General features: G+C 63.3%; 13 protein-coding genes. 5 read left to right on the forward strand and 8 right to left on the reverse strand.

Translation table 11 applies throughout. From position 1 onward, the window contains the following. Nucleotides 1–23: 23 nt before the first annotated feature. The 3 genes from M728_RS23140 to M728_RS23150 all read right to left on the reverse strand — a co-directional run bounded on the left by M728_RS23140 (nt 24) and on the right by M728_RS23150 (nt 2652). On the reverse strand, nt 24–794 hold the full coding sequence (locus M728_RS23140) for a FadR/GntR family transcriptional regulator (protein WP_026620998.1): 771 nt from the start codon (nt 792–794) through the stop codon (nt 24–26). Between the two features lie 159 nt (nt 795–953). After that, nucleotides 954–1631, reverse strand: coding sequence for an aldolase (locus tag M728_RS23145; protein WP_026620999.1), 678 nt, complete (start codon nt 1629–1631; stop codon nt 954–956). Between the two features lie 16 nt (nt 1632–1647). After that, nucleotides 1648–2652, reverse strand: a complete 1005-nt coding sequence (locus M728_RS23150) for a LacI family DNA-binding transcriptional regulator (RefSeq protein ID WP_026621000.1) — start codon at nt 2650–2652, stop codon at nt 1648–1650. 224 nt (nt 2653–2876) lie between these two features. Here M728_RS23150 and M728_RS23155 point away from each other — a divergent pair, with 224 nt between their 5' ends. The 4 genes from M728_RS23155 to otnK all read left to right on the forward strand — a co-directional run bounded on the left by M728_RS23155 (nt 2877) and on the right by otnK (nt 7267). Beyond that, on the forward strand, nt 2877–4193 hold the full coding sequence (locus M728_RS23155) for an MFS transporter (protein ID WP_026621001.1): 1317 nt from the start codon (nt 2877–2879) through the stop codon (nt 4191–4193). Nucleotides 4194–4262: 69 nt separating this feature from the next. Further along, the gene (gene ltnD / locus M728_RS23160; protein WP_026621002.1) at nt 4263–5198 is read left to right on the forward strand and encodes an L-threonate dehydrogenase; all 936 of its coding nucleotides are present in this window, start codon (nt 4263–4265) and stop codon (nt 5196–5198) included. Nucleotides 5199–5209: 11 nt separating this feature from the next. Continuing rightward, nucleotides 5210–5986: a 2-oxo-tetronate isomerase gene (gene otnI / locus M728_RS23165; RefSeq protein WP_026621003.1), complete on the forward strand. Its 777-nt coding sequence runs from the start codon at nt 5210–5212 to the stop codon at nt 5984–5986. 3 nt (nt 5987–5989) lie between these two features. Next, nucleotides 5990–7267 carry a 3-oxo-tetronate kinase gene (otnK, locus tag M728_RS23170; protein WP_026621004.1) on the forward strand — a complete coding sequence of 426 codons (1278 nt, stop codon included), beginning with the start codon at nt 5990–5992 and terminating at the stop codon, nt 7265–7267. 151 nt (nt 7268–7418) lie between these two features. Here otnK and M728_RS23175 read toward each other — a convergent pair whose 3' ends face one another. From M728_RS23175 to M728_RS23185, 3 genes are read right to left on the reverse strand one after another with little or no spacing between them, the layout of a single operon-like run. Then, a complete protein-coding gene (locus M728_RS23175; protein WP_026621005.1) occupies nt 7419–8387 on the reverse strand; it encodes a substrate-binding domain-containing protein in 969 nt (322 codons plus the stop codon). Next, nucleotides 8384–9706, reverse strand: coding sequence for an ABC transporter permease (locus M728_RS23180; RefSeq protein ID WP_026621006.1), 1323 nt, complete (start codon nt 9704–9706; stop codon nt 8384–8386). Before M728_RS23180 ends, M728_RS23175 begins: the two co-directional genes overlap by 4 nt. Next, nucleotides 9703–11289 carry a sugar ABC transporter ATP-binding protein gene (locus M728_RS23185; RefSeq protein ID WP_026621007.1) on the reverse strand — a complete coding sequence of 529 codons (1587 nt, stop codon included), beginning with the start codon at nt 11287–11289 and terminating at the stop codon, nt 9703–9705. The genes M728_RS23180 and M728_RS23185 overlap by 4 nt, the downstream gene beginning before the upstream one ends. A gap of 216 nt (nt 11290–11505) precedes the next feature. On the opposite strand from M728_RS23185, the gene M728_RS23190 reads away from it, so the two are divergent. After that, a complete protein-coding gene (locus M728_RS23190) occupies nt 11506–12522 on the forward strand; it encodes a LacI family DNA-binding transcriptional regulator (protein ID WP_026621008.1) in 1017 nt (338 codons plus the stop codon). A gap of 83 nt (nt 12523–12605) precedes the next feature. Here the strand turns inward: M728_RS23190 and M728_RS23195 are convergent, their stop codons facing one another. Together M728_RS23195 and M728_RS23200 are read right to left on the reverse strand one after the other, a co-directional pair. Then, complete coding sequence (locus M728_RS23195) at nt 12606–13181, reverse strand: DUF1349 domain-containing protein (RefSeq protein WP_026621009.1); 576 nt, start codon at nt 13179–13181, stop codon at nt 12606–12608. An 85-nt stretch (nt 13182–13266) separates the two neighbouring features. Continuing rightward, on the reverse strand, nt 13267–14211 hold the full coding sequence (locus M728_RS23200; RefSeq protein ID WP_156943441.1) for a DUF930 domain-containing protein: 945 nt from the start codon (nt 14209–14211) through the stop codon (nt 13267–13269). Nucleotides 14212–14234: the final 23 nt, after the last annotated feature.

A 14234-nucleotide genomic window follows, 5' to 3' on the forward strand; every position in this document is an offset into this window, starting at 1 on the left:
CGGCCACGCCCGATCCTGCGGGCTCAGGTCCCTTTCTGCTTCTGCTTCTTCCCGCCGGCCTCCTTGCCGGCGAGGAGATCCTTGGTCGTCTCATAAATGCGAATGAGATGATGGTGAAAGGCGGCGACCACCGCATCACGATCCCGCCGTCTCAGCGCAGCGACGATTTCGCTGTGATCCGCGTAGCTGGCCTCGATCGCGCCCGGCCGCGACATGGCGCTGCGCCGGTAGTCCATCATATAGGTGTAAAGGTCGGTCACGAAATCGGCGAGCAGCGGATTGCCGCAGGCCCGGTAGATCGCGACGTGGAACTCGCGGTCGCAGATCAGGAAGCGCATCGCGTCGTTTCCTGCAAGCTTCTGCGCTTCGAGCAGGCTTTCGAGCTTGCTCAACGTCTCGTCATCGATGTTCTCGGCCGCGTCACCCACCACCCTGAGCTCAATGTGCAACCTTGCAGCGTGAACGTCCTCGAGATCGTAGCTGTCGATGGCGTTGGGCGAGGCGATGGTTACGGTGACGTCGCTGAGATCCACATCGGCGACCCGGCTGCGGCTTCCCTGCGACACCTCGATGATCCCGCGCGCGGCCAGTATCTGGATCGCGCCCCGCACCGTCTCGCGGCTGACATGCAGCACATTGGCGAGTTCGCGTTCGCCAGGGAGCTCGTCTCCGGGCCTGAGCATATTGGTCGCAACCAGCACCATCAGCTTCTCGGCAATCATCTCACGGGCCGTGCGGCGGTCCAGGCCTCGCCCCACCTTTGGCATCTGCGTGAGTATCGGACTGCCAATCATCGGCGCCTCCACTGATCTACTGGTTGGTCCACCGGATCAGTAATATGAATAGACGACCTTAAGGAGGCCCCGTCAAGGCTAGTTCGTCGCCGCACTGCATCAAAAGTGATGAAGGTTCTTGTTGCAGCGCATAAGAATGTCGACCGAAGGCGGGAGCGCTCAGCCGTGGTCATGCCCTTCATGATCGTCATGGGACGGCAGGTCGAGACCGAAGGTCTTCACAAGATCGGCGACCTGAGCCGGACTGAGATAGCGCGGGTTCAGGTTGCGCAACAGCAGATAGAGCTTCGCCGTTTCCTCCAGTTCCTCCGTGGCGAAGACTGCGGCTTCGAGGCTGTCACCCGCCACCACCGGTCCGTGATTGGCAAGCAGCACGGAGGAATATTTGCCCGCAAGCCCGCGGATCGCATCGGCGACCGCCGGATCGCCGGGGCGGTAATAGGGCACCAGCGCGGTCTCGCCGGCACGCATGAGATAATAGGGCGTCATCGGCGGCAGAGCGGCGCGCGGATCGATTTCAGGCAGCATCGTCAGCGCCACCGCATGGGTCGAATGAAGGTGGACGATCGCCCGCGCGCTGCCGCGGGTGTCGTAAAGGGCGGAATGAAGAGGGATTTCCTTCGTGGGCTTGTCGCCCGAGACGAGCTCGCCGCCAGCGTCGAGCCGCGAGATGCGGGCGGGATCGAGAAAGCCGAGTGAGGCGTTGGTGGGCGTCACGAGCCAGCCGCCATCATCGAGCCTGAGCGATATGTTGCCGGAGGAGCCGGGGGTCAGGCCCCGTTCGAACAGGGACCGGCCATAGCGGCAGATTTCCTCGCGAAGACGGGCATCGGACATTGGAGATCCTTTCAGTTCAGGCAGTCGCGCCTTCGATGAGTTCGAAACCGAGGTCGATCACTTGCGGCGGAGCGTTCGCCACCACGAGTTCGGCCGCGACCCGGCCGGTCGCAACGCGCGGCGTGCGGATGGTCGAGAGCGGCTGCGGCGTCACCCGGCCGATATCGAGGCCATTGTAACCGAAGATCGCCAATTGCGAGGGAATCGAGATTCCCTGGGCGAGGCAGTGGAAGTAGCCGCCGAGAGCCATGTCGTCGTTCGAAAAATAGACCGCATCAAGATCGGGTTGTCTCGCAAGCAGCCGCTCGAGCCCCAGCCGCCCGCTCTCCACCGACGAAGCGCCCGCGTGAATTTCCCGGTCGACGAGCGGAAAACCGGCCGAACCGAGCGTCTCGCAGAAGCCGCCAAAGCGCTTTCCGGCGCGGGTGTCGCGCTGAAGGTCATGGCCGACATAGCCGATCCGGCGATAGCCGCGCTTCAACAGGAACTCGGCGCTTGCGCGGCCGGCTGCCGCGTTGGAAAAGCCGACGGCCAGGTCAACCGGAGAGCCATCGAGATCGAGCAGTTCCACGACCCGGCAGCCGCTCGCGCGCAGCCTCTTGAGCGTGCCTTCGCTGTGCTCGAAGCCCGCCAGCATCACCGCCGTCGGCCGCCAGGCGAGCATCGCGGCGACGAGCGCCTCCTCCTGCTCCGGATCGTAGTCCGTCACGGAAAAGACCGCCTGATACTGGTGCGCCTCCAACACGGCACTCGCGCCGCGCAGCACGTCCGGGAAGACGATGTTGGAGAGCGACGGGATCACAAAGGCGACGAGACGCGATCCGGCGGATGCGAGCGTTCCGGCAATCCGGTTCGGCACATAGCCGAGCCTTTCTACCGCCTCCATCACCCGGTCCCGTGTCTTCTTGGAAAAGGAGCCGTGATTGCGAAGGACGCGCGAGACGGTGCTCTCGCCGACGCCGGCTGCGGCCGCGACCTCGGCAAGTGTTACCGTCGTCTGGTGCTTAAAGTCGAAAGTCACTTTGCGCTCACTCCCGAGAGCCCGCCATCGCTCGCCATAGATGCCTTCGACACCGCAGCCCTGCCCTTCCATTCAATAGACCGAATTTTTGGCAGCGCTACCATTTTTTGATTGGCAGCGCTGCCAAGATGGTCTACCTAATATTGGCAGCGCTGCCAACCATGGTAGTGCGCCATGTCGGGAAGTGGCGAGGGCCTGACAAATTCTGAAGGAGGAGGATAATCATGACCCTGCAAACGCAGGCGCCAGCCGATGGCGCATATTTCGAACGCGCGCTGGAGGATCGGGCCTATGCCAAGGTTTTCTGGAGAATCGTTCCATTCCTGATGCTGTGCTACGTGGTCGCCTATCTCGACCGCGTCAATGTCGGCTTCGCCAAGCTGCAGATGTCGAGCGAACTCGGCCTGTCGGAAGCGGCCTATGGCATCGGTGCCGGCATCTTCTTCATCGGCTACTTTTTCTTCGAGCTGCCGAGCAACGTCATTCTGAACAAGGTCGGCGCGCGCGTCTGGATCGCCCGCATTATGATCACCTGGGGCATCATCTCTGCCGCCTTCATGTTCACCTCCTCGGAAATGGTCTTCTATGTCCTGCGCTTCCTGCTGGGGGTCGCCGAGGCGGGATTCTTTCCCGGCATCATCCTCTATCTGACGTCCTGGTACCCGGCGCATCGGCGTGCGAAGATCATCGCCACCTTCATGTCGGCGATCCCGATTTCTGCCATCTTCGGCAATCCGCTCTCCGGCCTCATCATAGACAGCTTCCACGGAAGCCACGGCCTTTCCGGCTGGCAATGGATGTTCCTGATCGAAGCGATACCGGCTGTTCTCCTCGGCATCGTCACCTTCTTCTATCTCGATGACAGAATTGGCGACGCGAAGTGGCTCACGGACAAGGAGAAGAGCGTGCTCGCCGTCAACATCAGCGCTGAGAACCGGACGAAAGCATCGAGCCCGCACAGCATCGGCGCCACTATAACCGACCGCCGCGTCTGGCTGATGTGCCTCATCTATTTCTGCTTCGTGCTCGGGCAGTACGGCCTCAATTTCTGGATGCCGACGATGGTGAAGGCGTCCGGCGTGACGGGCAATCTTCAGATCGGCCTGATCTCCGCCATCCCCTATATCTGCACCTTCATCGCCATGCTGGCGCTCGGGCGCTCCTCGGATCGGCTGCGCGAGCGGCGTTGGCATCTCGTCGTGCCGGCCTTGATCGCCGCCGGCGGTTTCGCCGCTGCGACGATGGCGGGCAGCACGACGGCGGCCATCATCTGCCTTTCCCTCGCCGCCGCCGGCGCGATCAGTTGCGCGCCGCTCTTCTGGTCCCTGCCGACAGCCTTTTTGGCCGGCACGGGGGCTGCCGCCGGCATCGCCTGGATCAATTCGGTCGGCAATCTTGCCGGTTTTCTCGGACCGTTTATGGTCGGCTATCTGAAGGACTTCACCGGCAGCAACAGCGCCGGCATGTATTTCCTTGCCGCCGTTCTCGTTGTCGGCGCGCTCGCCGTGCTGGCGGTCCCTGCCAAGACCGTCAATCGCTAGACGCTCAAACGATGCCCCTCCGGCGGTTGTCCGGAGGGAATTTCCGAATTCGCCACGGGAGACGTTGCCATGTCATTGAATGAAAATCCGCGGTGCAGGGCCGCCGTGATCGGCCTCGGCTCGATGGGCTTCGGCATGGCGCAATCGATGAAGCGCGCCGGCATCGAGGTCGTCGGTTACGACGTCGCGCAGGTCGCAATAGAGCGCTTCGTCGCAGAAGGAGGGCTTGGCGCCGGCACCCTCAAAGAGGCCGTGCAGAACGCCGGCATCGTCGTTTCGGTCGTCGTCAATGCCGCGCAGACGGAGGCGGTCCTCTTCGGCCCGGACGGCATCGCCGAGGCAATGAAGCCGGGCGCCGCCTTCGTCTCGTCGGCAACCATGGACCCGGCCGTCGCGCGCAGCCTGGCGAAGCGGGCAGAGGCGCTCGGGCTCCATTATCTCGACGCGCCGATTTCCGGTGGTGCAGCAAGGGCGGCAAAAGGCGAGTTGACCATTATGGCGTCCGGTTCCGCCGAAGCCTTCGCCGTCGCCCGTCCCGCGCTCGACGCCATGGCGGCCGAGGTCTACGAACTGGGCGACGCCGCCGGGACCGGCGCGGCCTTCAAGATGATCAACCAGCTCCTTGCCGGCGTGCACATCGCCGCCGCCTGCGAGGCGATCAGCTTCGCGGCCAAGCAGGGGCTCGATCTCGCAAAGGTCTACGAGGTGATCACGGCCTCGGCCGGCAATTCCTGGATGTTCGAAAACCGAATCCCGCATGTCCTTGCCGGCGACTACACTCCGCTCAGCGCCGTCGAAATCTTCGTGAAAGATCTCGGCATCGTGCAGGACATGGCGCGCGCCGAGCGCTATCCGGTGCCGTTGGTCGCGGCCGCGCTGCAAATGTATCTAGCTGCCTCGGGCGCCGGCATGGGGCGCGACGACGATTCTTCCCTCGCACGCCTCTATGCTCAACTCTCGGGCGCAGAGTTGCCGGGCCAAGGCAAAGAGCCACACACGGCGTAAAGGAGGAACCGATGCCCGTTTTCGCCGCCAACCTGACGATGATGTTCAACGAGTGGTCTTTCCTCGACCGCTTCGACGCCGCCGCGGAAGCGGGGTTCACGGCCGTCGAGTATCTATTTCCCTACGAGGTGCCGCCGGAAAAGATCGCGGAGCGGCTTGCCCGCAACAAGCTTGAGCAGGCGCTGTTCAATCTGCCTCCGGGGGACTGGGCGGCGGGCGAACGCGGCATCGCCGCCCTCCCCGGCCGCTTCGATGATTTGAAATCCGACATCGAAAAGGCACTCGACTATGCCGCGGCGACGGGCGTCAAACGGCTGCATCTGATGGCGGGCCTTGCCGATCCCTCCGACGGGGAAGCCGCGACCTGTTATCGCCGCTCGGTGGCCTTTGCGGCCGAGCGACTCGCCGAAATAGGAATCGATCTCGTGATCGAACCGATCAACGGCCGCAACATGCCCGGCTATTTTCTCAATGATTTCGGCGCCGCCGAGACGCTGATCGCGGAGCTTGGACTTGCCAACCTGAAGCTCCAATTCGACATCTATCACCGGCAGATCATGCATGGCGACGTCGCCATGGCGCTCCGGCACCTCATGCCGATCACCGGCCATATCCAGATAGCGAGCGTCCCTTCGCGCCACGAGCCCGACGGGGAGGAACTGAACTATCCCTACCTGTTCGCCGAGATCGACCGGCTCGGCTATGCCGGTTTCGTCGGTTGCGAATATGCTCCGCGCGGCCGCACACTCGATGGCCTCGCCTGGTTCAAGCCTTTTGCACGGAGCTGACCGATGACCATTCTGCTGGGATCGATCGCCGACGACTATACCGGCGCCTCCGACCTCGCCAACACGCTGACGAAGAACGGCCTTCGCACCGTCCAGACGGTCGGCATTCCGGATCTGTCCCTCGCCTTGCCGGACGTCGACGCTGTGGTCGTTTCTCTGAAGATCCGCTCCGTTGCCGCCGACGAGGCCGTCGCTGCCGCCCGCAAGGCGGATCAATGGCTGCGCGATCGCGGCGCTGCCCATGTGCTCTACAAGATCTGTTCGACCTTCGATTCCACCGACGCCGGCAATATCGGTCCTGTGACGGAGGCGCTGGCCCAAGCTGCGGGCGGCGGCATCGTGCTCGCCACCCCCGCCTTTCCGGAAACGGGACGCACCGTCTATCTCGGCCATCTCTTCGTCAACGGCCAGCCGCTCAACGAAAGCCCGCTCAAAGACCATCCGCTGAACCCGATGCACGACGCCAATCTGGTGCGGGTGCTGGCCCGTCAATCGCAAAGAGCCGTCGGCCTCGTCGATCTCACGACCGTCTCCATGGGACCTGCGGCGGTGAAGGAGCGGCTTGAGATCCTCAGTGCTCAGGGCATGACCGCCGCGATCGCCGATGCGGTTTTCGAACGCGATCTCGAAGTCCTCGGCGAGGTGGCGCTCGAAACGCCCGTGTCCACCGGCGCATCCGGCCTCGGACTCGGCCTGGCCCGCGCATTTGTGCGCTCCGGCCGCGCATCGGCGCATGCCGGCACGAGCAATGCCATTCGCCCGGTCGGCGGCCTTGCCGCGGTCGTCGCGGGCAGTTGCTCGGCCGCGACGCTGAAACAGATCGAGGTTGCCGAGCGGTCCATGCCCGTGCTGCGGCTCGATACGGAAAGGCTGCTTGCCGGATCGGACGAGATTTCCGCGGCGATTGCCTGGGCCGGTGAGAGGATTGCCGCGGGTCCGGTGATCGTGGCAGCTAGCGCCTCACCCGATGTCGTTTCACGCTTGCAAGCCCGCTATGGGCGGGAAGCGTCCGGTCACGCGATCGAAGCCGCAACGGCGACGATCGCCGGCGAACTGGTGGCGCGCGGCGTGAAGCGCCTCGTCGTTGCCGGCGGCGAAACCTCCGGCGCGACGGTCGACAGGCTCGGCATCCCGGCCTTCCTGATCGGCCCGGAGATCGCACCGGGCGTTCCGGTGCTCCGGACGATCGGCAATTCCGAGGGCGAGATGCTCATGGCGCTGAAATCCGGCAATTTCGGCGGCGAGGACTTCTTCAGCGCGGCATTGGCTATGATGCGATGAAAGGCAGGGCGGCGGGCGACCCCCCGCCCGTCTCCCGCCGCCCGTGTGCTGCATGTTTCCTTGAATCGGAGCCGATTTCAGGACAAACATCCAGCCGTTCGAAGTGCTACAGCGACCTTTCTGCGCCCTGCCCGGGCGCGCGCTGTCGTGATTACAAACCCTTCTCCTTCATGATCTGGGCGGCGTTTTCCTTCGTCACCTTCATCGTGTCGAGTGTGACGGTCTTTTCCACCTTTTCCCCATTCAGGAATTTGATTGCCTGACGCAGGCCCTCAGCACCGGGAGTCGCATAGAGGAAGGTCGCCGTCAGCTCGCCATTGTTGACCCAGGTCACGCCCTCGTTCGGCAACGCGTCGATGCCGATGAACTTCATCTCCTTCTCGCGACCTGCATCCTTGGCCGCGAGATAGGCGCCGTAGGCCATCGGATCGTTGTGGCCGTAGACGAGATCGATCTTCTCGTTGTTGCGGAGCGCCGTCGCCATGATGTTGTAGGCTTGATCCTGCTTCCAGTCGCCGGATTGCCGGTCGAGGAGATGCTTGATGCCGGGCTCCTTATCGGTGAATTCGTGGAAGCCTTCGTGACGGTCATGTGCGGGCTGCGTGCCCATGCCACCCCATATTTCGACGATGGTGCCTTGAGCCTTGCCCTTGCCGCCCAGGAGCTCGACTGCGTACTCGCCGGCGGCCCGGCCGATCAGCTTGTTATCGCCGCCTACGAACTGGGTGTATTGATCGGTCTCGACGTTGCGATCGAGGACGAAGACCGGGATCTTGGCGTCGATCGCCTGTTGCACCACGCCTGTTAGCCCGGCGGATTCTTTCGGGGACACGAGCAAGGCGTCGACCTCCTGGCGGATGAGGTTCTCGACGTCGGCCACCTGCTTTTCTGTCTTGTCCTCACCGTCGGTTATGATGAGCTCGACCTCCGGATGCTTTTCCGCTTCGGCGATGATGTCCTTGTTGAACTGGGCACGCCACGGCTCGATTGTCGTGGCCTGGCTGAAACCGATACGCCATTTCTTGTCCTGAGCCATGGCGTCGCCGGCCGGCAACAGGGCAGTCGTCGCCGCGAGAACGGCGGCAACAGCGGTCAGTTTCATGATGTCACGGCGTTTCATTCTTTCTTTCCTCCCATTGTTAAAGACAACGTCTCTCCTGGCGTCCGCTCCTCCGCGGACGTTTCCCTTTGAGCCGGGCGCCGGCTGGCGCCCGCCAGCCGCAACTGCGCGAGAAGGTCGTAGGCGTTGCGCTCCTGCACGAGCACCGTGCCGATGATGATTACGCCTTTCAGCACCAACTGAAGATTGGAGTTGATGTTGTGGAGCTGCAGGATGTTGGAGAGCAGACCGAAGATCAGCACGCCGCAAAACGTCCCGGCAAGGCTTCCGCGCCCGCCCATCAGGCTTGTTCCACCGATTACCACCGCCGCGATCGCATCGAGCTCCAGGCCCGCACCGGCATCGGGCTTCCCCTGCCGGTATTGCGCGACATAGAGCACTGCCGCGATCCCCGCGAGCAGACCGGAGACCGCATAGGTAACGATCTTCACGCGTCCCGCATTGATGCCCGAGAGCCGCGCAGCCTCTTCATTTCCGCCGATCGCATAGACGTAGCGGCCGAAGGGCGTGAATCGCAGGATCGCCCCGTATAGGAGAATTGCCGCGATGAAGAATATGCCGGGCATCGGGACGATGCCGAAAACGAGCTGGCGCAGCACGTCGAAATCGGCGGTGGCATTGCTGCCGGTGTAGACCGGCAGGACCGCGTTGTTCTGGCCGGCAGTGAGCCGGGCGATACCGAGAGCCGTCACCATCATCGCAAGCGTGACGATGAAGGGCTGCAAGCGTCCCGCGACGATGATCACACCGTTGACGGTGCCGAAGAGCAGACCGACGGCGGGCGCCACGAGCAAAACGCCGGCAACGCCGAATTTGGTCTGTACCTGTGGCAGCAGGAAACTCAGCACCAGCCCGCAAAGGGCGATGCCGGCGACGGCCGGCAGAATCGTGCCGCGCGTGCGATCGAGGTGAACGTCGCGGATGTGCTTCTCGCCCGATCGCGATTTCTCGATGTTGAGCAACAGGAAGCGCACCGTAACCGCGCCGATGAGAAGCGCCGCGAGCCCTACGGCCGGAAGCCCCAGGAACACGGCAGTCGTCTCGCCGGGAACGGTCAGCAGCATGGCGCAGACAACGGTGCATATCGCCATCAGCGAGCCGACCGACAGATCGATGCCGCCGGTCAGAATGACCGCCGTCATGCCGGTGGCAATGAGCCCCGTGGTCGAGACCTGCCGCAACACGTCGAGAAGGTTGCCGGAAGAGAGAAAGATGTTCTTGCCCGACGATGTCACCGGCGAGGAGAGGACCCCGATCAGGAAGATGGCGATGAGGCCCCAATAGAGTTTCGTGCGCGAAAGCGCCTTCAGAAAAGTCATGCAACCGCCCTTCCATGCGTACCCCGCGGCGCGGCGAGCTGCATGATGCGCTCCTCGCTCGCCTCCTCCCTAGAGATAAGTCCGGTCTGCCGACCCTCGGCCATCACCAGAATGCGATCGGCGAGATGCAGGAGCTCAGGCAGTTCGGAGCTGACAACAATGATCGCCAGCCCCTCGCCGGCGAGCTTGAAGATCAGGTCGTAGATCTCGCGTTTCGCACCGACATCGATGCCGCGCGTCGGCTCGTCGAGAAGCAGGACACGCGGAGCGGTCGCCAGAGACTTGGCGATAACGACCTTCTGCTGGTTGCCGCCCGACAAGGTCCCGGTCAACTGATCGGTGCCGTTGCAGCGCACGCCGAGCGTGCTGACCGCCCTACTCGCGAGCGCATCTTCCCTCTCGAAGGAACGAAGGCCGAAGCGAGCGAGCCAGTTGACGAGCGGCAAGGCCACGTTGTCCGTGATCGAATCGCGCAGATGCAGGCCCTTCGCCTTGCGGTCCTCCGTCACCAAGGCTATCCCGAGACGGCGCGCATCGCGCGGGGAGCGCATATCGACGGGAACCCCACCCAATCGGACTTCGCCGCCGCTGCGGCCCTCGGCCGAAGCGAAGATCGTTTCCAGGATTTCCGTGCGCCCCGCCCCGAGCAATCCTCCGATGCCGAGGATTTCACCGGCACGCACGTCGAAGCTGACGCCCTTCAACACGTCGCGCCAGCCATGCCGCTCGGCTATCGAAAGCGAGAGGTCCCTGACCGAAAGCACGGGCTCACCGCTTGCCGACCGGCCGCCCCGCTCAATGTCGAGAAGGCTGCGCCCCACCATGGCCGCGATAACGGTATCCTCGTCGAGATCGGCCATGGGCCGGGTCCAGACATACCGGCCGTCGCGAAAAACCGTGATCCGGTCGCTGAGGTGCATCACCTCGTCGATGCGATGGGAAATATAGACGATGCCGACGCCCTCGCCCGCGAGCTGCCGCATGATCTTGAAGAGCCGCTGGCACTCGCCCGGAGAAAGCGCCGAGGTCGGTTCGTCCATGATCAGGATACGTGCCTGCAGCGACAGGGCCTTGGCGATCTCGACGAGCTGCTGCTCGCCGACCCGCAATTGCCCGACCCGGGCCTCGGGGTCGAGTTCGATGCCGAGACGCTTCAGTTGCTGGCGTGCCGCCTCGAGGCTGGCCTTGCGGTCGACGAAAAGGCCGGCGATGACCGGCTCGCGTCCGAGAAAGATGTTGTCGGCAACGCTGAGCTCGGGAACGAGATTGAGCTCCTGATGGATGATGGCGATGCCGGCTGCCTCGGCGTCCCGGACATTTAAGAATCTCACCGCTTCTCCGTCGACCCAGACGGTCCCGTCGTACTCGGTGTAGACACCGGACAGAATCTTCATGAGTGTCGACTTGCCGGCGCCGTTTTCGCCCATCAGCGCATGGATTTCGCCGGCGCGAAGATCGAAGCGAACATCCTTGAGCGCCGCGACACCGCCGAAAGATTTCGAAATTGCTTCAGCGGCCAGGATCGGGCAACCGGAATCGACGGCGTCGTCCGACCGAGACGTCGACTGTTTTTCATCGCGCATGATATTGGCAGCCTCCCTTCCGCCGACATCTGACGATCTATCGGCCCACAGCCTAGTCTAAACGTTTAGACGCTGTCAAGCAGTCGAAAACACCGACGACTGCTCATTATTGCGTAATTCCTTGGCTTCAAATACAGTTTACAGCGAAAACTTTTCGAAACGTTTTGAGACGACATGCGGCAACCACGAAGCTCACGAAGATCCAGCGCACCGACCATGCTCGACGTCGCCAGGGCCGCCAGTGTTTCAGTGGCGACGGTATCCGCCGTTATCAACGGCTCGGCACCGGTCAGCCCGGAACTGCGCAACCGGATCGAGCAGGCGATCAGCCTGATCGGCTACAAACGCAACGCGATCGCCCGCAGCCTCAAGCTCGGGACGACGCGCACCATTGGCCTGATGGTTGCCGACATTACGAACCCGTTCTTCACCGACGTCGTCGCGGTCATCCAGGACGTGCTGCACCGTGCCGGCTACGCCGTGATGCTCTGCTGCAACGATGAAGACGTGGCGATGCAGGACGAACAGATCGCACTTCTGATCGATCGAAGTGTGGATGGCCTGATCATCGCGCCCGCAGGAGACGACGAGACGCTGAAGCGCATCATTGCCGGCGCCAACCTGCCGACCGTCTTGATCGACAGGCTTCTGGACGGCGTCGACACCGATGCGGTCGTGATCGACAACCGTCGCGCCGTTCAGGATGCGACGCTCTACATGCTCGGCCTCGGCCATCGCCGCATCGGCTATATCTCAGGGTCGCTCGATACGTCGACCGGGCGCGAGCGCCTGTCCGGCTACCGGGCAGCGTTGGAAGCGGCGGGATTGCCTTATGAGGAGGACCTGGTGCGGATCGGCAATTTCCGCGAAAAGGACGCCTACACGGCGACGATACAGCTGCTGACAAGTCCCGAACGGCCAACGGCGATCTTTTCCGCCAACAACCTGATGGTCATCGGTGTGATGAAGGCGATCCGCGACATCGGCCTTCGCTGCCCGGACGAGATTTCCGTTGCGAGCTTCGACGACTTTCCTTGGGCGGACGTCTTTCAGCCGCATCTGACGACGATTGCCCAGCCCGTCCAGGCGATCGGCGAACAGGCTGCGCAACTCATGCTCGACCGCCTGTCGGGCAAGAGCCGCGAGGAACCGCGCCGGCTCGTGCTCCATGGGCGCCTGATGATCCGCGACTCCTGCCGGCCGATCAATCTAACGCCGCGCGCGATCGCTTAGGGCAATCAGCTTGCAGCGCGGAAATCGGGAAAGCGCGTGTCGATCCCTTTGCACGACGCTTAAAGGCGTAGCCCCTCTTGCGTTCAATCGTCGTGCAGCGCACGAGCGATCGGCGGGCCGACGCTGATCTCGCGGAACTTCGCCTCGAAGCCGGCACGCTCCGGCGAGCAGGCCATGACGCCGACCTCGGCATCGGCGGCATCAAACGGGCAGAGCCGCGCCATTTGCCATCGCTCATCGCCAAAGCGGAATTGCACGCGCACTGCATCGTCATGCCGTGTCAGCCGCACCTCCAGGGGATCCGACGGCGCCCGGCCGTGAAGCGGGATGACCGACCAGTCCGAGACGCCGCGCGTCACGACCACGCTGAAGTGCATCAAGCCGTCCGTATATTCGATGCCGCATTTGATCCAGTTGCGCTCGTCAAGCCTCAGCATCAAGCCGGCCTGATCGTAGAGCTGTTCATAGGCACCGATGATCGTCGCCGAGGCGGTGAAGTCGCCCGAAACCGGCCGAAGGTAGGCATGCCCGCTGTCGCGCACAAAACCGTAGAAGGTTTCGCGCCAGAAATCCGTGTTGCCGTCGGTCCGGAGCGACAAAGCCCGTTCGTCGCCCTCCCAGCTCGCCGGCTCGTTCAGCCATCGATAGGCGATTCCCATCCCTTCCTCCGCTCGGTTGGACGGGCAGAAACTGACCTCGTCCGGCCGTCCAGTCCAAAGAACATCGTTTGGCGGGAAAAACCAGCTATTCTTTCGGGAGCTGCCGCGCGCTCCACTCGCTCGCCGGAATGGCGCCGCCGAGGGCGAAACTGAAGGAGGCGATGGCGTTTGTCTCCGTGTTGACCTCGCATTTGAAGTCGATCTCATACCATTTCGCCCGGCTGCGGAAAGCGCCGCCGCTGGCGCTGAGGCCGGCAGCCGAAATGAAGCCGCCTGTGGGGCCGAAGGGAACGAGCATGTCCGGAAAGGCATCGGGCCTTTGGCGTCGCACCTGTTCAAGCGCCTCGATGCTGCAAAGCTGCAGAATGCGCTTTTTCGGCGGAAGCCTGCCGAGCGCCTGTTTCACGCGCGGGTCGGACAAGGCATTCCCCGAATAGAGCTCTTGCGCTTCGACAAGCTTCTTCGCCTGGCGCTCGGTCGCGGCCTCTTCGGCTTTCCGCGGCTCATCCGCCGTCGCCGCCGGAACCGGTTTCTCCTGGGGAATGGCCGCAGTCTGGGGCGCCGGTGGGGTGTTGGCGGCCCTGTTCAGCCCGTCTTCCGCGTCGACGCGCAACTCCGCACGCATCGCACGGGTTTCCGGGGGCTTTTCGCTGGCCGCGTTCTCGGCCTTTGCGGGACTCGATTGCGAGGTCTCCGGCTGCTCACGCGGCTCGTCGATCCTGTTGGGCGCCGCCGGAGGCAGCTCCGGTCGAGCGGGCTTCTCCTTTTCGGCACGCGCAGCGGCGGACTCGAACGCCTGCGGCTGGGACCGGGATTGTTCCTTCTTTGCCTCGCGCGGCTTCTCCGGCGGCTTTTCCTCGGCGTTCGGCGGCGGCGCGACGAGCTCGACATTGACGCTTTGCTCGCCCGCCGGCGACGAGAGCTCGGGCAACCGAACCAGCAGGAGAAACGCCAGGGCAAGGTGCAGGGCGATGGAGCTCGGCATGCCCCACCCGGTATCTCCCCACATTTTCCTGGCGAATTGCTGCATGGCTCAAAAGATCACGAACTGAT

Origin of the sequence: Ensifer sp. WSM1721 (assembly GCF_000513895.2) — a bacterium.
Taxonomy (GTDB): Bacteria; Pseudomonadota; Alphaproteobacteria; order Rhizobiales; family Rhizobiaceae; genus Sinorhizobium.